General features: G+C 59.9%; 25 protein-coding genes and 1 tRNA gene. 13 read left to right on the forward strand and 13 right to left on the reverse strand.

Translation table 11 applies throughout. From position 1 onward, the window contains the following. Nucleotides 1–377 precede the first annotated feature (377 nt). Nucleotides 378–1,430: a low specificity L-threonine aldolase gene (locus FHT82_RS24440; RefSeq protein ID WP_183735271.1), complete on the forward strand. Its 1,053-nt coding sequence runs from the start codon at nt 378–380 to the stop codon at nt 1,428–1,430. Nucleotides 1,431–1,539: 109 nt separating this feature from the next. On the opposite strand, the gene FHT82_RS24445 is transcribed toward FHT82_RS24440, so the two are convergent. Then, the gene (locus tag FHT82_RS24445; RefSeq protein WP_183735272.1) at nt 1,540–2,394 is read right to left on the reverse strand and encodes a LysR family transcriptional regulator; all 855 of its coding nucleotides are present in this window, start codon (nt 2,392–2,394) and stop codon (nt 1,540–1,542) included. Between the two features lie 95 nt (nt 2,395–2,489). On the opposite strand from FHT82_RS24445, the gene FHT82_RS24450 reads away from it, so the two are divergent. Next, nucleotides 2,490–3,494 carry a bile acid:sodium symporter family protein gene (locus tag FHT82_RS24450; RefSeq protein ID WP_183735273.1) on the forward strand — a complete coding sequence of 335 codons (1,005 nt, stop codon included), beginning with the start codon at nt 2,490–2,492 and terminating at the stop codon, nt 3,492–3,494. A 75-nt stretch (nt 3,495–3,569) separates the two neighbouring features. On the opposite strand, the gene FHT82_RS24455 is transcribed toward FHT82_RS24450, so the two are convergent. Together FHT82_RS24455 and FHT82_RS24460 are read right to left on the reverse strand one after the other, a co-directional pair. Next, nucleotides 3,570–4,040 (reverse strand): Hsp20 family protein, encoded by a 471-nt coding sequence (locus FHT82_RS24455; RefSeq protein ID WP_183735274.1) that lies wholly within the window; start codon nt 4,038–4,040, stop codon nt 3,570–3,572. Between the two features lie 326 nt (nt 4,041–4,366). Then, on the reverse strand, nt 4,367–4,630 hold the full coding sequence (locus FHT82_RS24460) for a hypothetical protein (RefSeq protein WP_183735275.1): 264 nt from the start codon (nt 4,628–4,630) through the stop codon (nt 4,367–4,369). A gap of 19 nt (nt 4,631–4,649) precedes the next feature. Between FHT82_RS24460 and FHT82_RS24465 the strand changes: the two genes are divergently transcribed. After that, complete coding sequence (locus tag FHT82_RS24465) at nt 4,650–5,621, forward strand: alpha/beta hydrolase (protein WP_183735276.1); 972 nt, start codon at nt 4,650–4,652, stop codon at nt 5,619–5,621. 57 nt (nt 5,622–5,678) lie between these two features. On the opposite strand, the gene hisN is transcribed toward FHT82_RS24465, so the two are convergent. Beyond that, complete coding sequence (gene hisN / locus FHT82_RS24470) at nt 5,679–6,452, reverse strand: histidinol-phosphatase (protein WP_183735277.1); 774 nt, start codon at nt 6,450–6,452, stop codon at nt 5,679–5,681. 251 nt (nt 6,453–6,703) lie between these two features. Next, the gene (locus tag FHT82_RS24475) at nt 6,704–7,585 is read right to left on the reverse strand and encodes an N-formylglutamate amidohydrolase (protein WP_183735278.1); all 882 of its coding nucleotides are present in this window, start codon (nt 7,583–7,585) and stop codon (nt 6,704–6,706) included. A 189-nt stretch (nt 7,586–7,774) separates the two neighbouring features. Between FHT82_RS24475 and cpdR1 the strand changes: the two genes are divergently transcribed. From cpdR1 to FHT82_RS24495, 4 genes are all read left to right on the forward strand, one after another. After that, nucleotides 7,775–8,137: a response regulator CpdR1 gene (gene cpdR1, locus FHT82_RS24480; RefSeq protein ID WP_003542883.1), complete on the forward strand. Its 363-nt coding sequence runs from the start codon at nt 7,775–7,777 to the stop codon at nt 8,135–8,137. Nucleotides 8,138–8,221: 84 nt separating this feature from the next. After that, nucleotides 8,222–8,296: transfer RNA gene (locus FHT82_RS24485), tRNA-Val, on the forward strand. A 197-nt stretch (nt 8,297–8,493) separates the two neighbouring features. Beyond that, nucleotides 8,494–8,838, forward strand: a complete 345-nt coding sequence (locus FHT82_RS24490; protein ID WP_183735279.1) for a hypothetical protein — start codon at nt 8,494–8,496, stop codon at nt 8,836–8,838. A 110-nt stretch (nt 8,839–8,948) separates the two neighbouring features. After that, a complete protein-coding gene (locus FHT82_RS24495; protein WP_183735280.1) occupies nt 8,949–9,437 on the forward strand; it encodes a hypothetical protein in 489 nt (162 codons plus the stop codon). A gap of 21 nt (nt 9,438–9,458) precedes the next feature. Here the strand turns inward: FHT82_RS24495 and FHT82_RS24500 are convergent, their stop codons facing one another. The 3 genes from FHT82_RS24500 to FHT82_RS24510 form a co-directional block, all read right to left on the reverse strand. Then, the gene (locus tag FHT82_RS24500) at nt 9,459–10,175 is read right to left on the reverse strand and encodes a hypothetical protein (RefSeq protein ID WP_183735281.1); all 717 of its coding nucleotides are present in this window, start codon (nt 10,173–10,175) and stop codon (nt 9,459–9,461) included. A 158-nt stretch (nt 10,176–10,333) separates the two neighbouring features. After that, the gene (locus tag FHT82_RS24505) at nt 10,334–10,513 is read right to left on the reverse strand and encodes a hypothetical protein (protein WP_183735282.1); all 180 of its coding nucleotides are present in this window, start codon (nt 10,511–10,513) and stop codon (nt 10,334–10,336) included. A 36-nt stretch (nt 10,514–10,549) separates the two neighbouring features. Beyond that, nucleotides 10,550–10,789, reverse strand: coding sequence for a hypothetical protein (locus tag FHT82_RS24510; RefSeq protein WP_183735283.1), 240 nt, complete (start codon nt 10,787–10,789; stop codon nt 10,550–10,552). Nucleotides 10,790–11,163: 374 nt separating this feature from the next. Between FHT82_RS24510 and FHT82_RS24515 the strand changes: the two genes are divergently transcribed. Next, complete coding sequence (locus FHT82_RS24515; protein ID WP_183735284.1) at nt 11,164–12,258, forward strand: DUF475 domain-containing protein; 1,095 nt, start codon at nt 11,164–11,166, stop codon at nt 12,256–12,258. Nucleotides 12,259–12,387: 129 nt separating this feature from the next. Here FHT82_RS24515 and FHT82_RS24520 read toward each other — a convergent pair whose 3' ends face one another. The 5 genes from FHT82_RS24520 to FHT82_RS24540 form a co-directional block, all read right to left on the reverse strand. Continuing rightward, nucleotides 12,388–12,558 carry a hypothetical protein gene (locus FHT82_RS24520; protein ID WP_183735285.1) on the reverse strand — a complete coding sequence of 57 codons (171 nt, stop codon included), beginning with the start codon at nt 12,556–12,558 and terminating at the stop codon, nt 12,388–12,390. Nucleotides 12,559–12,832: 274 nt separating this feature from the next. After that, nucleotides 12,833–14,350, reverse strand: a complete 1,518-nt coding sequence (locus tag FHT82_RS24525; protein ID WP_183735286.1) for a tripartite tricarboxylate transporter permease — start codon at nt 14,348–14,350, stop codon at nt 12,833–12,835. 94 nt (nt 14,351–14,444) lie between these two features. Beyond that, the gene (locus FHT82_RS24530) at nt 14,445–14,936 is read right to left on the reverse strand and encodes a tripartite tricarboxylate transporter TctB family protein (protein WP_183735287.1); all 492 of its coding nucleotides are present in this window, start codon (nt 14,934–14,936) and stop codon (nt 14,445–14,447) included. Continuing rightward, nucleotides 14,933–15,877: a tripartite tricarboxylate transporter substrate binding protein gene (locus FHT82_RS24535; RefSeq protein ID WP_037103547.1), complete on the reverse strand. Its 945-nt coding sequence runs from the start codon at nt 15,875–15,877 to the stop codon at nt 14,933–14,935. The genes FHT82_RS24530 and FHT82_RS24535 overlap by 4 nt, the downstream gene beginning before the upstream one ends. 444 nt (nt 15,878–16,321) lie before the next feature. Then, nucleotides 16,322–17,386 (reverse strand): ABC transporter substrate-binding protein, encoded by a 1,065-nt coding sequence (locus tag FHT82_RS24540; protein WP_183735288.1) that lies wholly within the window; start codon nt 17,384–17,386, stop codon nt 16,322–16,324. A gap of 95 nt (nt 17,387–17,481) precedes the next feature. On the opposite strand from FHT82_RS24540, the gene FHT82_RS24545 reads away from it, so the two are divergent. From FHT82_RS24545 to FHT82_RS24565, 5 genes are all read left to right on the forward strand, one after another. Next, a complete protein-coding gene (locus FHT82_RS24545; protein WP_183735289.1) occupies nt 17,482–18,087 on the forward strand; it encodes a TetR/AcrR family transcriptional regulator in 606 nt (201 codons plus the stop codon). Then, nucleotides 18,084–18,554, forward strand: a complete 471-nt coding sequence (locus tag FHT82_RS24550) for a cupin domain-containing protein (protein ID WP_183735290.1) — start codon at nt 18,084–18,086, stop codon at nt 18,552–18,554. The genes FHT82_RS24545 and FHT82_RS24550 overlap by 4 nt, the downstream gene beginning before the upstream one ends. Nucleotides 18,555–18,711: 157 nt before the next feature. Continuing rightward, nucleotides 18,712–19,389, forward strand: coding sequence for a response regulator transcription factor (locus tag FHT82_RS24555; RefSeq protein WP_183735291.1), 678 nt, complete (start codon nt 18,712–18,714; stop codon nt 19,387–19,389). Beyond that, entirely contained in the window at nt 19,386–20,768 is a 1,383-nt protein-coding gene (locus FHT82_RS24560) for a sensor histidine kinase (protein ID WP_183735292.1), read from the forward strand. The genes FHT82_RS24555 and FHT82_RS24560 overlap by 4 nt, the downstream gene beginning before the upstream one ends. 107 nt (nt 20,769–20,875) lie before the next feature. Further along, complete coding sequence (locus tag FHT82_RS24565; RefSeq protein ID WP_183735293.1) at nt 20,876–24,196, forward strand: transglutaminase family protein; 3,321 nt, start codon at nt 20,876–20,878, stop codon at nt 24,194–24,196.

The raw sequence follows: 24,196 nt of genomic DNA on the forward strand, positions 1-24,196 counted from the left end.
CTCCGCGCGCCGCCATGTGAAGGCTTGGCGCTCGAAAGAACTATAGCGTGAAAGCCGCTCTGTGCCAGGGCTTTTGGCGCCTCTTCGGCCGGGAAGGCCAAAATAGGACAGCAACCCTGTCCTAGTTCATCCGTTCAATGCCAGAAACAATTCCTCTTCGCAAGAGCATCCTCTTAAAAAAACATCAATTTGCGACGGAAGATTGCCAAATCGGCCAAAACAGCGACATAAAATTACACAGAGAGAAACCATTTTGTTTTTTGATTACGCAGTTCAATTTCCGTGATGCATTCCGGCTTCCGCCCTTGATCCTGTGAAGCTTTGGCGTAATGTCCCTTCCCGAACCTCCCGCCCCATCATTTTCAATGGTTTCCTCCATGATTTTTGCTTCTGACAATTGGGCTGGCGCCCATAAATCCATTGCCGAACGCCTGCTTGCCGAATCCGCCGGGTTTGCGGCCGCTTATGGCAACAGCGATCTCGACAAAAGGGTAGAAGCCCGCTTCTCCGAGATCTTCGAACGCGAGGTTTCCGTCTTCTTCGTCGCCACCGGCACAGCGGCCAACTCTCTGGCACTGGCAAGCGTCCAGCGCCCCGGCGGGATCACCTTCTGCCATTCGGAAGCCCACGTGATCGAGGATGAATGCGGCGCGCCGGAATTCTTCTCCGGCTCCGCCCGCCTCATGGCCGTCGAAGGTGAGGCCGGCAAGATCGATCCGGCCAGGCTCTCGGCAAAGATCGCGCACTTCCCCGAAGATGCCCTCCGTCATGGCCGCGCCAGCGCCGTCACCATCACACAATCGACCGAAATCGGTACCGTCTATTCGCTGCCGGAAATCGGCGAAATTTCCTCGATCGCCAAGAAACGGGGACTGCCCCTGCACATGGACGGTGCGCGCTTTGCCAATGCGCTGGTTGCATTGAATGCAACACCTGCCGAAATGACCTGGAAGCGCGGCGTCGATATGCTCTCCTTCGGCGGAACGAAGAATGGCTGCTGGTGCGCGGAAGCGATCGTCTTCTTCAATCCGGAGCAGGCGAAGGAAATGCATTTCATTCGCAAGCGCGCCGCCCAGCACTTCTCCAAGTCGCGCTTCATCGCAGCCCAGTTCGATGCCTATTTCGAAAACGGCCTCTGGCTCGATCTCGCCCGCCATTCCAACGGCATGGCAGACCGCCTGCGCGCCGGTATCGGTACCAGCAATTCCGCTCGCCTCGCCTGGCCGACAGCCTCGAACGAAGTCTTCGCCGTAATTCCGAAGTCCGCAGCGAAGACGGCAGAAGCCAGGGGCGCAAAATTCTACGAGTGGCCAATCCCGGCCGGCACGTCGGATCTGGTTTCGGAAGGCGAAACGCTCATTCGGCTGGTCACCAGCTTCGCCACGACCGAGACCGATGTCGACGGCTTCCTGAAGTGCCTGGCGGCCTGATTTTCGAAAGCACCGGACGCCCGCTCACAAGGTGGTGTGTTCCGGTCTCTTTTGGAACAAAGCCGGTTTCTTCGAATGAAAGTCCCGCCGTTCGGGCGGGATTTTGCACTCAGGTAGACCGCAACCCCCTGACCTTCTTCAAAATATCCTCCGAAAGGGCCGCCACCAACGCCTGATCGGCTCCCTTGCGCGGCACCAGAACGAATTCGACATCCTCCAGCACCGGTAACTTGCCTGGAGCGATTTCCTTCAGACCCGAGGGCGCCATGCTGCGCGGCTGCACCAACACCCCCATGCCGGCGCGCGCCGCAGCCGTCAGCCCGCTCAGGCTGCCGCAGGTGCAGACGATGCGCCAGGCCACACCATGCCGCCCGAGCGCCTCCAGCGCGATGGCGCGCGTGACGCTCGGCGGCGGAAAGGCGATCAGCGGCAATGGACTGGAGGAAAGCACATGCTGAGGATCACGGGCCAGCCAGACCAACGGCTCCCGATAGACGAGCCTTCCGAGTTCGTCGCCGAGCCTGCGCTTGGCAAGCACGAGGTCGATCGCTCCCGCATCCTGCATTTCGTAGAGCACACCCGAAAGTGCTACCGTCAGTTCCAGATCGACGGAGGGATGCGAGCGCACGAAGTCTTCCAGCACCGCCGGCAACTGGCTCGTCACGAAATCTTCGGAAACGCCGAGCCGCAGGCGTCCCCGCAGGCTGCCGCCTTTAAACAACGACTGCACCTGCCCCTCGATCAACAGCATGGCACGCGCATGCGTAAGCAGGGCCTCGCCGTCACCGGTCAGCACGACCTTGTGCGTATCACGCTCCAGCAGCCGGCGCCCGAGCGAGGTCTCCAGCCTCTGAATGTGCTGGCTGACCGTCGACTGCCCGAGGCCCAGCCTTTCAGCAGCAAGCGTGAAGCTGCCCATTTGTTCGACGGTAACGAAACTGCGAAGCTGTGAGAGATCCAGCATGCCTAAAATCCAGATTTATGATAACTGTTATTTCTTGCATCCTGGATCATAATGAGCGACAGAACAATGACTCATTTATTCCAGCGAGACCGCCCATGCGCCGCTTTTTGCCCGATACATTCACGATCCTGCTCGTCTGCACTGTTATCCTTGCCTCAATCTTCCCGGCGAGCGGCACGTTTGCCGACTGGTTCGGTGTAGCGACCGATATCGCCATCGCGCTGCTGTTCTTCCTGCATGGCGCGCGCCTTTCACGCGATGTCGTCATCGCCGGCCTGCTGCACTGGCGGCTGCATCTGGTGATCCTGCTGACGACCTTCGGTATTTTCCCGATCCTTGGTCTCGCAGTGGGTCTCATTCCAGATTCGATCCTGCCGCAGCCGCTCTATCTCGGCATTCTCTTCCTTTGCGTGCTGCCGTCGACCGTTCAATCCTCCATTGCCTTCACCTCGATGGCCGGCGGCAACGTGCCAGCGGCGATCTGCTCGGCTTCAGCTTCCAATATCTTCGGCATGTTCCTCACCCCGCTGCTCGTTGGCCTGCTTTTCTCGGTCGGCGGCCATGGCGGCTTTTCCTTCGACGCGCTCGAACAGATCCTGCTCCAGCTTCTGGCCCCCTTCGTCGTTGGCCAGATCCTGCAGCCCTGGATCGGCGACTGGATCCGCTCCAAGAAGAAGATCCTGATGCCCGTCGACCGCGGCTCCATCCTGATGGTCGTCTATCTAGCCTTCTCGACGGCTGTCGTCGAAGGTCTGTGGCACACCTTCTCGATTGCCGACATCGCCGCCGTGATCATCGCCGACATGGTGCTGCTTGCCCTCGTTCTCGTTATCACCATGTATGGCAGCCGCTGGCTGGGCTTCAGCAAGGCCGATGAGATCACCATCACCTTTTGCGGCTCGAAAAAGAGCCTCGCAAGCGGCGTACCGATGGCAAACGTCATCTTCGCCGGCCAGTCGATCGGCGCAATCGTCCTGCCGCTGATGCTCTTCCATCAGATCCAGCTGATGGTCTGCGCCGTTATCGCCCAAAAATATGCGGCGGCCGCAGCCCGCCGAGCGACCGAAAAGCAGCTTGAAGAAGCTGCAAGCCCAGCCTGATCGAACAAAATGACCACAAACAAAAACGGCGCCCCCTCAAGGGCGCCGTCTTTGTTTGATCCGTCTGAACGCGGATTAGTTGTTGACGACCTGTGCTTCGATTGCCTTCGGAGCTTCGACCGGCTCTGCGGCAATCGCAATCTTGCGGGGCTTCAGAGCCTCCGGGATGCTGCGCAGAAGGTCGATGTGCAGGAGGCCGTTCTTCAACGAAGCGGCGGTTACTTCGACATGGTCGGCAAGCTGGAAGCGGCGCTCGAATGCGCGCTTTGCGATACCGCGATACAGGTACTCGCTGCCATCGGCATTTTCTTCGCGCTTTTCACCCTTCACGGTGAGCGCATGGGCATGCGATTCGATAGCGAGTTCGGTTTCGTCGAAGCCCGCAACGGCCATGGTGATGCGATAGGTATTCTCACCGGTCCGCTCGATATTGTAGGGCGGATAGGTGGGGACCTGCTCCGGCTGGGCAAGGCTGTCAAGCATCGTGAAGAGACGGTCGAAACCGACGGTGGAACGATAAAGGGGAGAGAAGTCTACGTGACGCATGATGTCCTCCTTGGGAAGCGACGTGTTGCGATATAATGCCCCTGAAACCCCATTCTTGGCGGCTTCGGGACGGTTGCGCGGACCCTTCCGGCGTCCGCAAAGTTCAGATGGTGATGGCTTTCCGAGACTTCAAGCCCCTCTCCAAATCGCTGGAATTCTTGCGTGAACCCTGCATGAACGGCAGGTTCGGCGAAGGTTCAGACGCCGCTCGCTAGAGATAGGCGCATCGGGTGACACTGGCCCGAAGGCTGGAGTGTATCGTCCCTTCTTCTTCAGCCTAGATTCGGCCGGCCAAGAGCTCCCTCAGCTCCGCCGGCCTTTTTTCTTCAGGCATAAAGCTCTGCAAGCTGATTCTGCGTCGCGTCCAATCCGTTAGCCGCGCCATCTTGATGGCTCAGCATGAGAGCGCTGACAATGCACGACAGGGCCGCTGAATCGCCGCTTGAAAATATTGAAAGAGGGCGGCCGCTCCCTTTGCCGCCAACCTGCCGTATAGAAAAATCTAAATATATTATACTTCTCTTATATTGAGCGGCAATTTCGCCATTGATTTTCCCAGCTTCTGCGATATCCCCTACTATATCTCTCATGCGAAGAAACATTCAGCCTATGGAACAGGTTCTTTATTCGACTCCAGACAATCCGGCGCCGGAGAACCGCACCGAGGGCTTCTTCGAGACCCACGACGGCCATAGGTTGCGTTTTGCCGTCTTCCGGTCGCAAACACCGGTCGCCCACGGAACGGTGGTCCTCCTGCACGGACGCAGCGAATATATCGAGAAGTATTTCGAAACGATCCGCGACCTCACCGCCAAGGGTCTCTGGGTCGCGACCTATGATCTGCGCGGTCAGGGTGGCTCGTCCCGGCTGATCAAAAAACGCAATCACGGCCACATCCGCCGCTTTTCCGATTACGAGCGCGATCTCGACACGTTCCTCGAAAAGGTCGTGCTGCCGGATACCCGCCTGCCCTTCTACATGCTCGCCCATTCCACAGGCGCGCTGATTGCGCTTTCCGCCGCCCCTTATCTGTCGACGCGCATCGAGCGCATGGTGCTATCAGCCCCTTTCCTTGGCCTTATTGGCCAGGCTGCTTCCGAGGGTATTATCCGCACGGTATCAGCCACGCTCAGCGCCATCGGCCTCGGCGGCGTGCCGCTCGGCAAGATGAAAGAGCTGGAATTCCCTGATAACCCTCTCACGTCGGATGAAACGCGTTTCGAACGGAATGCGGCGATCGCAAAGGCCCACCCGGAACTCGCTCTGGGAGCGCCAACCGCCCGCTGGATGCACGAATGCATGAAAGCGATCGACCGGGTGACCCAACCCTATCATCTCTTCTCGATTACCATCCCTTCCGTCGTCATCGCACCGACACGCGACGGGCTGGTGCCTTATACGGCGCAGGAACGGCTCTCACGCTATTTCCGCGCCGGTCAGCTTGTACCGATCAACGGTGCCCGCCACGAGATATTCCAGGAAAGGGACATGTATCGCACCGCCGCGCTTGCCGCCTTCCATGCCTTCATTCCCGGCAGCGACGCCGAGGCCACTGACGAAGTGACGGCGATCGGCGTCTGAGCCTTTTCTTACGCATATCGCTGTCGCAAAACCACTACGCACTTTTGTGCGACATGTTTAGCGCTGTAGGATGGCGATCGCCTCTTCGTAAACCGCCCTGCTGCCGGCTGCGATGATCGAGCCACCGTTTTCCGGCCGCCCGCCGTCCCAGGTGGTCATGATCCCGCCGGCGCCTTCGATGACAGGAATGATCCCGCCGACGTCATAGGGTTTGAGGCTATTCTCGATGACGAGATCGACATGGCCTGCTGCCAGCAGCGCATAGGCATAACAATCACAGCCGTAGCGGAAGAGCCTGACCTTGCTTTCGATCTCACGATATTTCTCCATCTCCTCGCCGACGAAGAGATGCGGCGAGGTGGTGAAGAGTATCGCACTCGAAAGGGCGTCACAGTCGCGCACCTGCAGCCGGCGCTCACCCTCCGGCCCGCTATAGGTCGAGCCATTCTCATCGCCGAAATACCGCTCACCGGTGAAGGGCTGCTCGATCATGCCGGCAACCGCCCGGCCATTCTTCTGCAGGCCGATCAACGTTCCCCAAACCGGAACGCCGGAAATGAAGGCGCGTGTGCCGTCGATCGGATCGATCACCCACACATGCTCGCGATCGAGACCGACATTGCCATGCTCTTCGCCGAGAATGCCGTGCTCGGGGAAATTCGCCTCGATCAGCGCACGAATAGCCGTCTCGGCGGCCCTGTCGCCTTCCGTGACCGGATCGAAGCCCGATGACAGCTTGTTGGTTACATTGATGCCCGAGCGAAAGCGCGGCAGGGTTTCTGCCTTTGCAGCTTCGGCGAGACGGTTGAAGAACGAACGGTCGGGAAGCATGGAGAAATCCACATAGCTGGCGGGGAATGGCGTTTTTCATAGCGAAAAAGCGGCGGAATGCAAATACAACAGGCAATTTCCGATTAGCTGCCTAAAGATTTTGCAGTGCAATATATTGCTTGACAATTGTGCAATGCAGCAGTAGTTTCTTACCTACAGTCTTCTGACTGTAAATACCCTCCTTGGGTGTTTCCTCCCTAGACTTAGCCGCGCTGACAAAGCGCGGTTTTTTTTGACCTGAAGACTGAAAATTACTCGGCCGCCAGGGCTCGGTCGCCGGCAAATTTCTCGACATAATCAGCCATCTGCCGCATGAACGACGTGATGGCGCTCACAACGGTGTCGAAATCAGGCCGCTTCTCCAGCGTTACCTCATCGACATAGATCGAGCGGTTGACCTCGATCTGCAGCGCATGCAGCCCGCGTGACGGCCGGCCGTAATGCTCTGTGATGAAGCCGCCGGCATAGGGCTTGTTGCGGATCGCCGCAAAACCCATCTCCTCGAGAATGCCGATCGCCGTGCGCGACAGTTCAGCCGAAGCGCTGGTGCCGTAACGATCGCCGATGATGAAGTCCGGCCGCGCATTACTGCCGGCGACACGCACATTGCCCGGCATGGAATGGCAGTCGATCAGGACACCGAAGCCGAATTGCACGTGCGTGCGTGCAATCAGCCGCCGCAGCGCGAAGTGATAGGGCTTATAGACGCTTTCGACACGTTCCAGCCCTTCCTGAACGGGTAGCCGGCGCGCATAGATTTCCATGTTCTCAGCCACGATGCGTGGAATCGTACCAAGCCCGCCCGCAACCCTGAGCGAGTTGATATTCGCATAAGGCGGCAGCAGCCCGTCGAACATGCGCGGATCGAGTTCGTAGGGCTCGCGATTGACGTCGAGATAAGCGCGCGGGAAATTCGCAAGCAGCAGCGGTGCGCCGAGATCCACGGCCGCGCCGAACAGTTCATCGACATAATGGTCTTCAGAACGGCGTATCGAGATACCTTCCAGCCGCGACTGCGCGATGAATTCCGGTGGATAAATGCGGCCGCTGTGAGGGGAGTTGTAGACGAAGGGAATGGTCTGCGACACGGGCTCATGCACTTCAAAAAGCTCGTATTCGCGTATTTCCGGCACTTCCTGCCCTCTTTACCATGTCATCAAGTGGCTGTGACGGCCATGTTGCCAGTTGCCTGCCCTTAAGTCCATACTACATAGAAGGGATGGCGGTCGCGGCCAGGGCGATTTCACCGGTTGTTTACCGGGCGAAGTCTAGTGTAGACGGCTGGTATCCCATAAAACACTAGTGATCAGCGGTCCGGATTAATGACTCAGAAGATACTTCTCGCCGAAGACGACAACGACATGCGCCGCTTCCTGGTGAAGGCGCTCGAAAAGGCCGGCTACAAGGTCCTTTCCTACGACAACGGCGCGAGCGCTTATGACCGCCTGCGTGAAGAGCCCTTCTCCTTGTTGCTGACCGATATCGTCATGCCGGAAATGGACGGCATCGAGCTGGCGCGCCGCGCGACCGAACTCGATCCTGACCTGAAGGTCATGTTCATCACCGGCTTTGCAGCCGTTGCGCTGAACCCTGATTCGAAGGCTCCGAAGGATGCAAAGGTCCTTTCCAAGCCTTTCCACCTGCGCGACCTCGTCGACGAGGTCAACAAGATGCTTGCCGCGTAAGGCGTCTTGGCGGCTCGTCACAAAACTTCAAAAAAGCCTATTGACGGCTCCGGAGGTTTTGTGATCTATGCGCCGACATCGGATGGGCGTGTAGCTCAGCGGGAGAGCACTACGTTGACATCGTAGGGGTCACAAGTTCGATCCTTGTCACGCCCACCATCCTAATTCGCTGAAAAGCAAGGCCTTTCGGGAAGTCGAAAGGCCTTTTTCATTTTGGCGATATGCCGTTTGCAAATCATCTCACGCCTGCGCAGCATCGCAACTCAATCAGCAAGGCAGTCCTACAGACTTCCCCCGAAGGAAGGCTTGACCAATCGGTTGCAATGTTGTTTCGCTCTCCCTCATTGGGGGTGCGCATGAAAATCACTATTGGATTGATATTGCTGTTGATGCTGAACTCGGGCCCGGCTTCCGCAAAGGAAGATATGAAGTTCCGCACGCTGATGGAAAGCAAGCAGACAAGTGTCGTCGAAATGCTAATCGGCGCAGCCGGACTGACACTTTTATTTGTGAACGACGAACTCAAAGATGCAGGCCAACCGCGGCTATACTGCCCACCGCGAGACCGCGCGATTTCAAACACCGAATATGTTGCCATTGTGAAGAAATATCTGGAACTGCACCCAGATATCGGCGAGGAAACGTTCCAGGTTTATCCCTACGTCCTGCTCACGTCGCTGAAGCGAATGTATCCCTGCTGACAGGATAAGAGAGAGCGCCGAAACCAAATTCGGACACAGAGCCATGCCATGCGCGATAATGGAACCTGAGGCATTGATTCGCCTCGTCAGGACACGGGGTTCGAATCGAAATGAAATTATCTGCGCTTGCCATCGCCGCCTTCTCCACCCTCACTTTTGCCGCTGCAGCGCAGGCGGATGACAATTTTCCGGGCGCGCCCGGCGTCATCGCGCTTGGCGGCAAGTGCCAGAAGCTGGTCGTCGCCAAGTTCGACGCCACGAAGGGCTGCAAGGGAGAGCTGGCAAGTGTGACGCTCGTCAACGGCACCGTCACCTTCATCTTCACCTCTGATGGCAAGCTGCTAGGCTTCCAGGGCGATGGGAAGGGCATCAAGCCTGCATCCAATGGCAATGCCCGCCTGCCGCTCAGTCTCGTCACCACGGGCGTCGGCAACAAGATGACGGGCGAGGTGAAGGTTGCAGGCTTCTGCACCTTCGGCAATCCCTATGCCGGCAAGCCGACAGCCATCGAATGCACGGCGGAAAGCAAGGATGCGGCCTTCACGGGCAGCTTCCGCACCAGCGGCAAGGCACCGGCACGCAAAAACGGTGGAAAATAAGAGATCGTTAGACTGACGGCCTCAGGCGCACCAGGAGCCTGAAGCAGATCCCGGCTTCCTCGCTAGGCCCTCATTGATAAGACGCGTACCGAAGGAGCGCCCGTCGCGCGAAATGACGCGCGGCGCGCCACGGTCATCCGCTTTGCCGGCAGCATTCATATTGAACGGACCGGCATTCAGCAGCGCCAGCAGCCGCGATTTGGCGGCAAAGGCGATCTTCCGTTCGTCTTCACAGCGCGCGCGATCGACATCCGGGCTCACCATATCAGCGATGACGATCTTCTCACCCTTGTACCAGAAGGTGCCGGCATCGCCGACGCAATTGATATGTTCGCCTTGCCCGCAATATCCAAAGGCGGCTTTGGCGGTTTCCGAAGAAGACGGGGCAACAGGGGAGATGGAGGCCGGCACGATCTTTGCCGTCGGAACCGGAACCGAGGGGACCGCCATGGGCGGCACCGGATCGTTCGTCTGCCGTGGCTTGGCGGCAGGTGCTGCGACAGCAACCTGCTTCGGCGCTTCCTTGGATGCCTGAGGCTTGGCTTCAGCCGCTTCGCGGATAACGGCAGCCGGTGCCTTGCCAAGCATCGGGCGAATGGTTTTCCAGTTGTCATAGGCGGCAATGGCGCCCACCGCGGCGATGCCGAGCACCAGCCAGGGCATCGCGCCTCCGGAGGATGCGCTGCTCTTCCTTTTTGCCGGCGCCTTGCGGCGGCCGCGTGTCGCTGTCTTGGCCATCGATCCGATTCCCTTGAATGGGCCGGATTATCGCCGCGCAATCCTTTCCGAAAGGTTGGCAAGGCATCGCCGCGGATCGCTTTCCCAAACCGAAATTCGCCGGACATGAAAACGCCCGGCTTCATGGCCGGGCGTCTCGCACAAGTTCTACCTGGGACTCAGCAGCCTTGCGCTGCCGAAGGTGCAGCAGCGGGCGTCTTCGCCGTTTGCTCGCTTGGCGGCACGGATGGCGTCTCGCGCTTGCCGACATCGATCCGGCGCTCGGCCGCCTCGCGTACGGCCTGCCACTCATATTCGTGCTGGATGAAGATATCACGCGGCACAAGATTGATTGTCATTCGCATCTCACCTGTCTTGTCGTTACGGAACTGGTTTCAACGGACGGGCTTTGCGAGCTTGGCATTGTCGCTCTTGATGTCAGGTCCGCCCTTGGAAAGGTCGCTGCCGGTGACATGCGCCGGCACATGGATGTCGTGGAAGACACCCGGCGTAAGCGTCAGGTCGACCTGGTGCGGCGGAAGCACCTGGGCTTTCTGCATGCGATTAGGACTTGCCCGCTTCATGCGGTCCGAGGCTTCCGTGCGCTTATCGGGAACATGGGTCGAATTCTGCATCGTCGCCCTCCTTCAAGAATATCTCAGATGTTTTCATCGGCTCAGCTAGGTCGTAACGGGCGAGAGCCCCGCATGGTTCCAAAGAAATCGCCAGCTCTGCCCGATCGGGTATCTTGACTGGCGCGACAACTTCACTACCTACTGGAGCACCCGCCGCCTCATCCAGACATCGGCTGCGGGGGAACCCTGGTGCCGGGCCCCTCTGGCGAGAGTTTTTACGGCGCTCTCGTGATGTCGGTACCGCCTGCAAATTAGCCGGCGGATTTTTCATCGATGAAAAAGCTCACCATGCCAAACGCGCATGCCCTTAGTGGTACGCGTTTTTCTGCTTTCACCCCATTTTCCGACCAGGTTTGCGGCTGCGAGGTGCAGCCATGAACCAGCTCCAATCCCACAAATCCTCGCTCGGCTATTTCCGCTGGGCCTTCATCGTCACGGCGGTCGGCCTTGCACTCGGCGCCTTCCTTGGCTGGCAGTCGACCGGTACGCTCGGTGGCATGGCCACCGTTTTCTTCATCTGCGCCGTGCTGGCCGTTCTGGAGATTTCGCTCTCCTTCGACAATGCCATCGTCAACGCCAACAAACTCAAGGAAATGACTCCCGTCTGGCAACACCGCTTCCTGACATGGGGCATCGTCATTGCCGTTTTCGGCATGCGTATCGTCTTTCCGCTGGCAATCGTCGCCATCGCGGCAAAGATTGGCCCATGGGAAGCGCTCGTGCTGGCGGCACGTGAACCGGCTGAATATGCCCGCATCATGAATGATGCGCATCTGCCGATCGCGGCCTTCGGCGGCACCTTCCTGATGATGGTCGGCCTGACTTACTTCTTCAACCATGAGAAGGAAGTCCACTGGATCGGTTCGCTGGAGCGGCTGATGGCGCGTTCGGCCACGATCAAGGGCATCGAGATCGCCTTCGTGCTCCTGCTGATCCTACTTTTCTCCTATCTCCTGGAGGGTGAGGACGCGACCACCTTCGTCTACTGCGCCATCTACGGTCTCGTGACCTTCCTGGTGGTGGAAGTCATCGGCGGCATCCTCGATGCATCGCAGCGCGCGATGAGCGAGGCGGCAAAAGGTGGCCTCGGCGCCTTCATCTATCTGGAAGTGCTGGATGCCAGCTTCTCCTTTGATGGCGTCATCGGCGCCTTCGCGCTGACGCAGAACCTCTTCATCATCGCCATCGGCCTCGGCATCGGCGCCATGTATGTACGCTCCATGACGATCATGCTGGTAGAAAAGGGAACGCTCGCCGAATACCGCTATCTGGAACATGGCGCCTTCTACGCCATCCTGATCCTCTCGGTGATCATGTATGTGCAGACCATGGTGCACATACCCGAGGTCATTACCGGCCTCGGTGGTGCCGCCCTGATCGGCATCTCGCTCTGGTCCTCGATCCGCCACAACAGGCAGGAGCGGCAGAAGGAAGCGCATGTTCCCGAGCGAGAGCGCCTGCACGCCTGATAATAAGAAAGCCGCGGTGGTCTGGCGCTGCGGCTTGCATAGTTCAAAAAAACAAAGCCCGCGACCAACGGTTGCGGGCTCATTCATTCAATGGGTACTTTGGTATTCAATCTATGCGTCCGGCACGTCTTACCGGATGACACGGCCGAAGGTCACCGGATCGATCCCAAGTTCCTGCAGATCACGGGCGCGCGGCTTGCGACCGCCCTCGACAGCGGCACTGACTGCATTTGCGGCACCGAGCGCTGCGAAAGCGCGTGCCAGGAAACCATTGTGGATCGACTTTCTAATAGCGGACATCTTCTTTCCTCTCGCTCTGTGATTGACTGCTCATAGGTGGGAAGACAGGGCTGCCCCTACAACGCGCAGGAAATCACCGCTGCTATGCGAAAAGCGCATATTTCTTCGCCGGCGAAAGAACAAAGTTCAAGGCTCATGTAAATTTCATTTATAAATTCATATACTTACGGAATGGTTTGTTTCCAGGCGCCGATAAAAAATAACAAACAGCAAAGAAAAGGCCGGCCATGTCGCCACGGCCGGCCCGAATTAGGGGTCAGGGTCGTCTTTTGTTTTAGTCTTCATTTGCCGCAAGCTGAGAGAGAACCTGGCCGCGGCCACGCAATCTCAGAATCAGCGGAATGAGGAAGGCCGCGGCCGCGACGATCAATAGGCCGCAGGCGATCGGCGACATGACGAGCGTGGTCACGTCACCCTGGCTGATCGAGAGCGCTCGGCGAAGCTGCTGCTCAGCGAGCGGCCCGAGGATGAGGCCGACGACAGTAGGGGCGATCGGATAACCGAAGATCCGCATGATATAACCGAGCACGCCGAAGCCAAGCAGCATGCCGAGCTCGAAGACCGACGGGTTGGCCCCGATGGTGCCGAGTGTCGCAAACAGCAGGATGCCTGCATAAAGCCACGGCTTCGGAACCGTCAGCAGGCGAACCCAGAGGCCAATCATCGGCAGGTTCAACACCAGCAGCATCGCATTGGCGATCAGCAAGCTGGCGATGAGACCCCAGACGAGCTGCGGATTGGTCGCAAAAAGCAGCGGACCCGGTTGCAGGCCGTACTGCTGGAAACCGGCGAGCATGATAGCCGCCGTCGCAGATGTCGGCAGGCCGAGCGTCAGCAGCGGCACCAGGGTGCCGGCGGCCGAGGCATTGTTGGCGGCCTCAGGACCGGCGACGCCTTCAATGGCGCCATGGCCGAATTCCTCGGGGTTCTTCGACAGACGTTTTTCTGTGGCATAGGAAAGGAAAGTGCCAATTTCGGCACCGCCTGCCGGCATGGCGCCGATCGGGAAGCCGATGATCGTGCCGCGCAGCCACGGCTTCCAGGAACGCGCCCAGTCCTGGGCATTCATCCAGAGCGAGCCACGCACCGCTTCCACCTTGTCCTCACCGCGATTGCCCTGGGCGGCAATATAAAGCGTCTCGCCGATGGCGAACATCGCGACGGCGAGCGTCGTCACCTCGATACCGTCGAGCAGGTCCGGAATACCGAATGAAAGGCGAGCCTGGCCCGTCTGCTGGTCGATGCCGACCATGGCGAGCGCAAAGCCGATGAAGAGCGAGGTGAGACCGCGCAGCGCCGAATCCCCGAAGGCGGAGGAGACGGTAACGAAAGCAAGCACCATCAGCGCAAAATATTCGCGCGGACCGAAAACAAGTGCCAGCTTGACGATATAGGGCGCGACGAAAGCAAGGCCGAGCGTGGCGATGAGGCCGGCAACGAAGGAGCCGATGGCGGCTGTCGCCAGCGCCGGCCCGCCACGGCCCGCACGCGCCATCTTATTACCCTCGAGCGCAGTGACGATCGAGGCGCTTTCACCCGGCGTATTCAGGAGGATCGAGGTGGTCGAGCCGCCGTACATGCCGCCGTAATAGATACCGGCAAACATGATGAGCGAACCGCCCGGATCGAGCTTGTAGGTGGCGGGCAAGAGCAGCGCCACGGTCAGCGCCGGGCCAATGCCCGGCAGCACGCCGACGGCGGTACCCAGAGTCACGCCGATGAAGGCATAGAGCAGGTTGATCGGCTGCGCAGCAACCAGAATACCCTGCCAGAGGAATTCGAATGTGCTCATGTCTTTGTCCCAAGCGGCGGCTCCTTAGGGGGCACTAGGACCGTCCGCGCAAAAAGCAAAAAAACTGAAAGCGCCCGGCGCAAGGCCGCCGCTGTCAGAAGAACAGGTGTTCGAGCGGGCCGGCCGGCAGCGTCAGCTGTAGCAATTGCGAGAAGATCGCCCAGACGATGAAACTCATGATGATGCCGATGGGCAACGAGATCCAGATCTGGCGCTTGCCGAAACCGCGTGCGGTCAGCGCAAAGAGCACGCCGGTCGCAATTGAGAAGCCGGCGGTGCGCAGGAGCAGCATCTGCCCGGCGAGGCCCGCGATGATCCAGATAACGGGCGCCACTTCCTGATGCTCGCGTTCCGGAAAATCGCCGCGCCAGGCTTCGATCGCCGTCCATATGCCAAGACAGAACAGGCCGAGGGCGACAAGCTGCGGGACGGTCGACGGGCCGATGCGATCATATTGCGCGATCGTCTTCAGATGCGAGGCATCCCAGAAGACCACGGCAGCGACCACGATGAGGAAAGCGGCAATGATCAGCGCCGCCCAATCGGGGCGGCGCTTCGTTGCCGATGAGGTATCGGCTTCGCTCATTGAACGAGACCGATATCTTTGAGAATGCCTTCGGTAGCGGAGACATCCTTTTCGAGCTGCGCCTTGAACTCGTCACCTGCAAGGTAGGTATCGGCCCAGCCCTTGGTCTTCAAGGTTTCCTGCCACGCGGCAGACTTGTGCAGCTTGTCGAAGTCGGCCGCGATCGAGGCGACTTCTTCATCGGTCAAACCCGGAGCGGCAGCGACCATGCGCCAGTTCTGGATGGAAACGTCGGTACCGGCTTCCTTGAAGGTCGGAGCGTCGACGCCGGCAATGCGGGCATCACTGGAAACGCCGAGCAGGCGCAGCGTGCCGGCCTTGACCTGCGATTCGAACTCGCTGTAGCTCGAAATGCCGGCCGTGACCTGACCGCCGAGGATAGCCGCGAGTGCTTCGCCGCCGCCAGAGAAGGCGACATAGTTGATCTTCGTCGGATCGACGCCGGACGCCTTGGCGATCAGGCCGACGGCGATATGGTCCGTGCCGCCGGCAGAACCGCCACCCCAGGAAACGGCGCCCGGATCAGCCTTCAGCTTGGTGACGAGATCGGCAAGCGTCTTGATGTCGGACGCGGCCGGAACGACGATGGCTTCATACTCGCCGGTCAAACGGGCGATCGGGGTGACGTCCTTCAGCGTGACCACCGACTTGTTGGTCAACAGGGCGCCGACCATGACGTAGCCACCGACGATGAGAGCGTTGGGATTGCCGGCACTCTGGCTGCTGAACTGGGCAAGACCGATAGAACCGCCGGCACCCGGTACGTTCTGAACCTGAACGCTCTTGGAAATGCCTTCCTGCTGCAGCACCGTCTGCAGCGAGCGGGCCGTCTGGTCCCAGCCGCCGCCGGGCGCTGCCGGAGCGATGATGGTGTAATCGGCCGCGTACGCCGGCAGCGCAATCGCCGCTGCCAAAAGGGTTGCGATGAAAGTATGCTTCACGATGTGTCCTCCGTGCTGCGGCTGAGCGAACCGCCAGTGCTATTTTTGAAAATGGAGAGAGATCACCGATCGATGGACGTAATTGTCCTGATAGCGAGCGGAAGTCCTCCCGGAATTCTTCAACTCTCCGCCTCCACGGAGAGGAAGTAGCCCAAGCCATCATATGAAGCTGTCATTTAGCTGACATCGGCAGGATATCCAGTGCGGCAAGACACTTTTTTGCCGTAATTCGACTACCGCTCGCCACAGCCAAGCGAGTAGCCGCGCCAAGGATGGCGCAATGGTCGTGCCGGCTGAATATCTGGAAGTGGTGATCCACAAAGGCTGATTGCCGCTGTCGCGGGATCAATGCGGAAGGGCGGGACTCGCCAGAGGTAAACCTCGCCCTTTATACGTTTTCGACTTGGAATTCGCTGCTGAACTGCAGCATTGGCGAGCGAGGTTTTACTGCGTGCGCAGCACCTCGTTCCAGTGCGCAATCAGCCGCGCCCGCTTTACCTGATCGAGATAGACCATCAGGCCGGGGCTGACCGGTACAGGGCGCAACTGTGCGCCGAGAAGTTCCTGCAACGTATTGGCGGTATTCTCGCCCGCCACTTCCGGGCTGACGGCTGGGATCTGCAACTCGCGGGCCATGATCGTCTGGCCTTCCTTCGACATGAAGAAGGCGAGGTAGCGACGACCGAGTTCCGGCTCTGCGGCAGCCTGCGGCACCAGGCCGATCCGCGACATCACGACGGTGTAGTCCTTCGGCAACACGATGCCGACATCGGAGTGACGCGAGGCCCAGTCGGCTGCATAGGAGCCGAGGATATTATAGCCGAGCACGAAGCGCCCGTCGGCCACGCGCTCGAGGATCGCCGAGCTGGTGGAATATAGTTTTACGCCCGCCGCCCCCATCGCGCCGATCACCGACCAGATATCGCCGAACTGTTCCTGGTCTCGCGCCATAAACAAAAAGCCGACGCCGGAACGCTCGATGTCATAGGTGCCGATCCGCCCATAAACATCGTTGCCCTTGCGCTTCAGATAATCGACGAATTCCGCCCGCGAGCTCGGCACCGTTTCATGGACAAAGCTGGGCTTATGATAGACGAAGACGGCCGGCTCGAAGGTCAGCGCATAGGCCGTATTGCGCCAGTTCGCCCATTTCGGCCACTGTGCACTCATCGGCAGATTGCTCACCTGCGCATAACCGTCGTTCGAAAGCTTCACCTGCAGGTCCATGGCAGAAGAGAAGGCGAAGTCCGCCGTCTTGTGGCCGGCATCCGTCTCCCTGACGATCCGGTCGTAGATGTCTCCCGTCAGCATGTCCTCATATTTGACCGCCACATCCGGATTGGCCTCCTGAAAGCCGCGGATCATCGGCTGCGCGAGCGGTTCGTCAAGTGACGAATAGACTGTCAGCACCGGCGCATCGGAATTGCCCGACTTCGCCGGATAGAAGACCTGATCCGCGGCGGCAAGAGCGGGCACCAGGCACAAGAACAGAATGAAAAAGCTCCTCATGAACGGAGAATGCCTCACGGCTCGCAAAGGCACAAGCAGCCCACTTGACAGCTGGAAAAGTTAATGTCATTATAAGTGACATGAATACATTATCAGTGACAAAATATGAAAGCCCGTTAAGGGCCGAGCAGGCGCAGGCCACCCGGGAGCGCATCCTGGCCGGCGTTCGCACCATGTTCGAACAGAATCCGGACAATGCTCTGGGTTTCGACGAACTCGCCGCCGTCTCCGGCGTCAATCGCCGGACGATCTTCCGGCACTTCCCCACCAAGGAAGCGCTGCTGGAGGCTTTCTGGAACGACGCGAACGCTTCGCTCGGCGTCCGCTTCTGGCCGGAAAGCGAGAAGGACCTGACCGACCTGCCGCCCGCGCTCTTCGCCTCGCTCGACGGTATCGAGGGGATCGTGCGCGCCTCGCATGCGAGCGGCGCCGGCCGGCAGATGCGTCTCCAGGCCAATGACGAACGACAGGTCGCCTTCCGCAAGAGCCTGGCGGGGATTTCGAAGAACCTGCCGCCGGAGCGCGCAAGGCAGCTCGAAGCCACGGTGCAGCTGCTGTTCAGCGCCACGGCCTGGCAGACGATGAAGGATTATTGGGGCCTTTCCGGCGAAGACGCCGGCAAGGCCGCCGCATGGGCAATCGAAGCCCTGCTCGATGCGGCAAGGAAAGACGGGCACAACAAAATGGAAAAATCGAAATGAACACCAACAGCTCTGCAAAGGTCCATCCGCTGGCCACGGCCAACACCTTCTGGGTCATGGGCGACCAGGTTCGCAAGCGCGGCAAGCTCGAAGGCACCGCCTTCAATGTTATCGACGTCATCATTCCCCCGGGCAGCGGCACGCCACCGCATACCCATGCCTCGCCGGAAATCTTCCGTATCCTGGAAGGTACGGTGCGCATCTGGAGCATGATCGGCGGCAAGCCTGTCGAGACCGACGCGGTTGCCGGCGATGTCGTGACCATTCCGGCCCATGCGCCGCATGCCTATCAGAACATCAGCCCTGTCCAGGCCGTGATGATGTCGATCGTCGATGATGACATGATCGCCTTCTTTGAAGCCGCCGCTTCCCATGAAGCGCCGAAAGGTCCGCCCACGCCGGAAGCGATCGGCCGTATCATGAGGCTGACCGCCACGCACGGCATCAACATTCTCCAGGCTGCATAATCCGTTTTCTGAGAGCACGGGGGCGACCCTCGGTCGGATAGGGCCGAGGGGAGCGTCATTCATCCTGCCATTCTCCATTCACCAATTCCCACAATCGCTGTGACATCGGGCTGCCATTCCTGATAAACTCCCCGAAAAAAATCGAGGGAAACATCCGTTGCGCATCCTGCTCACCGAAGACAATATCGCACTGGCCGACGGCCTGTCGGCGATCTTGCGCGGCACGGGCCATGCGGTGGATGTCGTCCATGACGGGGCCTCGGCCAATGCCGTCATCGCGGCAGAAAATTTCGATCTCGTCATACTCGATCTGAACCTGCCGGAGATGGACGGGCTCGATGTATTGCGCGCCATGCGCGCCCGCGGCAACCGGGCTGCCGTGCTCATCCTGACGGCCCGCGGCTCGCCGGAAGAACGTGTGAAGGGCCTGGATCTCGGTGCCGATGACTACCTCATCAAGCCCTTCGATATCGCCGAATTCGAGGCACGTGTCCGCGTGTTGTTGCGTCGTCAGGCGGGACTGCATTCCTCGACCGTCAGCTTCGGATCGATCTCGCTCGACCTGAATTCCCGCGCCTTTTCTGCCGGCGCCACACCGCTCGATATCCCTGCCCGCGAACTTGGCCTCCTGGAAATCCTCTTCATGCGCGCCGGCAAGGTCGTCGCCAAGGAAGCGATCATACAATCACTGACCGCTTTCGATGACGACATTTCAACCAATGCCATCGAGCAATATGTCAGCCGCCTGAGAAAAAGGCTTTCGCCGCATGGCCTGACGGTCAAGACCGCCCGCGGCATCGGCTATTATCTCGACAAGCTGCCCGAGGCCTCATGACGGCTGCCTATTCGCTCCGGCGCCGACTGCTTTTCTGGCTGCTTGTCTCGACCGCCGTTATCGGCACGCTGGCGCTTGCCGATACCTGGCGGGAGGCGGTACAGACATCGAACATCGTCTCCGACCGCGTGCTCGCCGGTTCCGCACTGGCAATCGCCGAACGTGTCGTCGTTGCCGAAGACGGCACACTCGAAGTGGACATTCCCTATGTCGCGCTGGAAATGCTGACCTCGGCAGCACAGGACCGCGTCTTTTATCGGGTCGATGGCCCACCCGGAACATTCATAACCGGCTATCAGGCTCTTCCCGTATTGAAGGAAACACAGGGCGGTACGGCCGCCTTCGCCGACGACCTCTTCCGCGGCGAGCCGATCCGCGTCGCGACCTTGGGGCGCTCCGCCTCGACTGGCATCCGCTCCGTGCCTTTCGTCGTCACTGTCGCCGAAACCACCATTGCCCGCCGTCAACTTGCGCAGGCGATTCTCGTCCGCTCGGCATTGCGCCTCGCGGTGATGATTGCCGGTGCAGCCGTCATCGTCTGGATTTCTGTGACTGTCGCGCTGCGACCGCTCTACAAGCTTGGCGATGCCATCGGCGAACGCAACCCCGACGATCTGCATCCGATCGAACAATCCGTGCCGAGCGAGGTGCAGCCGCTCGTCGATACCGTCAACTCCTTCATGGTGCGCCTGCAATCGGCCCTCGATGCGCTGCGCAATTTCACCGGCAATGCCAGCCATCAGCTCCGCACGCCTCTGACGATCATCCGCACACAACTTGCCCTTTCGGCCCGTGCCGGCTCCTTGGATGAAGCGCAGCACGCCGCGCTCAAGGGCGATCAGGCCGTTGCGCATGCCGAGCGCATCCTTGCCCAGCTTCTGCTGATGGCCAAGATCGACGCCGCGACCGCCAAGGAAGCGCTGACCGCCTCGGCAATGGATCTCACCGCTATCGCCCAGGAGATCACCGGTGAGCAGATCCCACGGGCTGCTGAAGCCGGCATCGATCTCGGCTTCGAGGGTGAAGGCCCCGCGATGATCCGCGCCGAACCGCTGCTGATCGGCGAATTGCTGCGTAATCTCGCCGGCAATGCGATCGCCTATGCCGGTAAGGGCGCAGAAGTGACTGTGCGTATTCTTGAAGATGCCGAAACGGTGCGGCTGGAAGTCGAGGACAACGGTCCGGGCATTCCGCCCGAAAAGCTGGAGGCCGTCAGAAAGCGTTTCTCCCGTGGCAATGATTCAGGTGCCCCCGGCGCCGGCCTCGGCCTGCCGATCGTGGAGGAAATTGCCCATCTTTTCAATGCGAGACTGGTGCTCATACCGGGCCGCGGCGGCAAGGGCCTCAAGGCGTCGGTGACGTTCAACAGGGCTGCTTGAACGCCGTTACAGTGTTAACCTTTCCGCCTTGCATTCTTTCGCTGCATTGCACACACTGGCTTTGGGAACAGCTAAGCCGATCAACGGCCCGCGGACAAAAGAGCAATATGTCGATCAAAGCCAGCATCTATCATCTGACCCATTATCAATATGACAAACCGGTCCGCCTCGGCCCACAAATCATCCGCCTGAAGCCGGCTTCGCATTCGAAAACGCGGGTCTTGAGTCATTCCCTGAAGGTCACGCCGGCCAACCATTTCGTGAACCTGCAGCAGGACCCATACGGCAATTATCTCGCCCGCTTCGTCTTTCCTGACCCGGTCACCGAATTCAAGATCGAGGTCGATCTCGTCGCCGACATGACGGTCTACAATCCCTTCGACTTCTTCGTCGAAGAAGAAGCGACAATGTGGCCCTTCGATTATCCGGAAACGCTCCGCGAAGACCTGTCGATCTATATGAAGCCGGAAGAGCCTGGCCCACGCCTGAAAGCCTTCCTCGAAACGCTCGATCGTTCAGCGCAGAAGACTGTCGACATGGTGGTCGGCCTCAACATGCGCCTGCAGCAGCAGATCGGCTATGTGATCCGCATGGAAACCGGCGTGCAGACGCCGGAAGAAACACTTGAGATAGCCAAGGGCTCCTGCCGCGACACGAGCTGGCTGCTCGTCCAGATCCTGCGTCATCTCGGCCTCGCCGCGCGCTTCGTCTCCGGTTATCTCATCCAGCTCACCCCTGATCTCAAGGCGCTCGATGGCCCCTCGGGCACGGAATATGATTTCACCGACCTGCATGCCTGGGCGGAAGTCTATCTGCCCGGCGCCGGCTGGATCGGCCTCGACCCGACCTCGGGCCTTCTGACCGGCGAAAGCCATATCCCGCTTGCCGCGACACCGCATTTTCGCAACGCCGCACCGATTTCAGGCGGCTATTTCGGCGAAGCGGAGACCGAATTCGCCTTTGACATGAAGGTCGCCCGTGTCGCCGAACATCCGCGCATCACCAAGCCTTTTTCCGACGATGCCTGGGACGAGCTGAACGCGCTTGGCGAAAAGGTCGATCGTATCCTGGAAGCGGAAGACGTGCGCCTGACCATGGGCGGCGAGCCGACTTTTGTTTCCATCGACGATTTCCAGTCTGACGAATGGAACACCGAGGCCGTCGGCCCGACGAAACGTGAGAAAGCCGACGCACTCATCCGGCGGCTGCGAACCCGTTTCGCGCCCAATGGTTTCCTGCATTACGGCCAGGGCAAATGGTATCCGGGCGAAAGCCTGCCGCGATGGACCTTCTCGCTCTACTGGCGCAAGGACGGCCTGCCCATTTGGTCGAATGACAATCTCGTCGCTACCGAGGGCCGCAACTATCTAGTCACGGAGGACGATGCCGGCCGTCTGCTGACAGCAATCGCCGGCGAGCTGGATCTTTCGCCCGATTATGTGACCCCCGCTTTCGAAGATCCCGCCGAATGGCTGGTCAAGGAAGCGAGCCTCCCCGAGAACGTCGATCCATCGAATTCGAAACTGGAAGATGCCGAGGAGCGAAGCCGCATTGCCCGCGTCTTCGATCGCGGGCTGACGCGCCCGACCGGCTATGTGCTGCCCGTCCAGGCCTGGAATGCGCGCGCCACCGGCCGCAGCTGGATGAGCGAGAAATGGTCGACCCGGCGGGGCCGCATCTTCCTCATGCCGGGCGACAGCCCTGTGGGCTACCGCCTGCCGCTCAATTCCCTCGCCTATATCCCGCCCTCGCAATACCCCTATATCAATCCGCTCGATCCCTTCGTACAGCGGTCCGAACTGCCGGATTTCGGACAGGATGGCGGACGTCCGCTGCAGGCCGCGCATTTCCAGCCCTTCACCGGCCAGCAGCCGACCATGCCGCAATCGGTCAACGAGATCGGCGGCCATGTCCGCACGGCTCTCTCCGTCGAGCCACGCGACGGCCGGCTCTGCGTTTTCATGCCGCCGACCGAGACGTTGGAAGATTATCTCGATCTCATCGCCTCGACCGAACGTGCGGCTGCCGCTCTCGGCCTTGCGGTCCATATCGAAGGGTATGCGCCGCCCCAGGACGAGCGCATCAACGTCATCCGCGTCGCGCCCGACCCTGGCGTCATCGAGGTCAACATTCATCCTTCCTCGACCTGGAAGGAAACGGTCGACATCACCACCGCAATCTATGAGGAGGCTCGCGAGGGCCGCCTCGGCGCCGACAAATTCATGATCGATGGCCGCCACACCGGCACCGGCGGCGGCAACCATGTCGTTGTCGGCGGCAGCAACCCGAACAACAGTCCCTTCCTGCGCCGTCCGGATCTGCTGAAAAGCCTCGTGCTGCACTGGCAGCGTCATCCGTCGCTGTCCTACCTCTTTTCGGGGCTCTTCATCGGCCCGACCAGCCAGGCGCCGCGTATCGACGAGGCCCGCCACGACAGCCTCTACGAGCTGGAAATCGCGATGGCGCAGATCCCCGCGCCCGGCCGCGGCCTGCAGCCTCTGCCCTGGCTCGTCGATCGCCTGTTCCGCAACCTGCTGATCGACGTGACCGGCAATACCCATCGCGCCGAGATCTGCATCGACAAGCTGTTCTCGCCGGATGGCCCGACCGGCCGCCTTGGCCTCGTGGAATTCCGCGGCTTCGAGATGCCGCCGAATGCCCGCATGTCGCTTGCCCAGCAATTGCTGGTGCGCGCGCTGATCGCCCGCTTCTGGATAAACCCGGCCGATGGCAAGTTCGTGCGCTGGGGGACCGCGCTGCACGATCGTTTCATGCTGCCGCATTATGTCTGGCAGGATTTCCTCGATGTCCTCGCGGATCTCCGGGAAAACGGCTTCGACCTCAGTCCCGAATGGTTCAAGGCGCAGCTCGAATTCCGTTTCCCTTTCTGCGGCGAAGTCGAATACGAAGGCTCGAAGCTGGAACTCAGGCAGGCGCTGGAACCCTGGCATGTCATGGGCGAACAGGGCGCGGTCGGCGGCACCGTGCGTTATGTCGATTCGTCCGTCGAGCGCCTGCAGGTTCGCCTCGAAACCAGCAACACCTCGCGCTACACCGTCACCTGCAACGGCCGAATCCTGCCGTTGACACCGACCGGTACGTCCGGAGTGTCCGTCGCCGGCGTACGCTTCAAGGCCTGGCAGCCGGCTTCCGGCCTGCACCCTGTGCTGCCGGTGAATACGCCTTTGACTTTTGATATTTATGATACATGGTCGAAACGTTCGATCGGCGGCTGCATCTATCACGTTGCCCATCCGGGTGGTCGGAATTATGAAACCTTCCCGGTCAACGGCAACGAGGCGGAAGCACGACGGCTTGCCCGTTTCGAACCGTGGGGACATACGGCGGGTGGTTATATTCCACGCGCCGAAACGGTTTCGCCTGAATTCCCGCTCACGCTGGATCTGAGGCGGCCCGCTGGAATTTGA

This window comes from Rhizobium sp. BK275, from assembly GCF_014193555.1.
Lineage (GTDB): Bacteria > Pseudomonadota > Alphaproteobacteria > Rhizobiales > Rhizobiaceae > Rhizobium.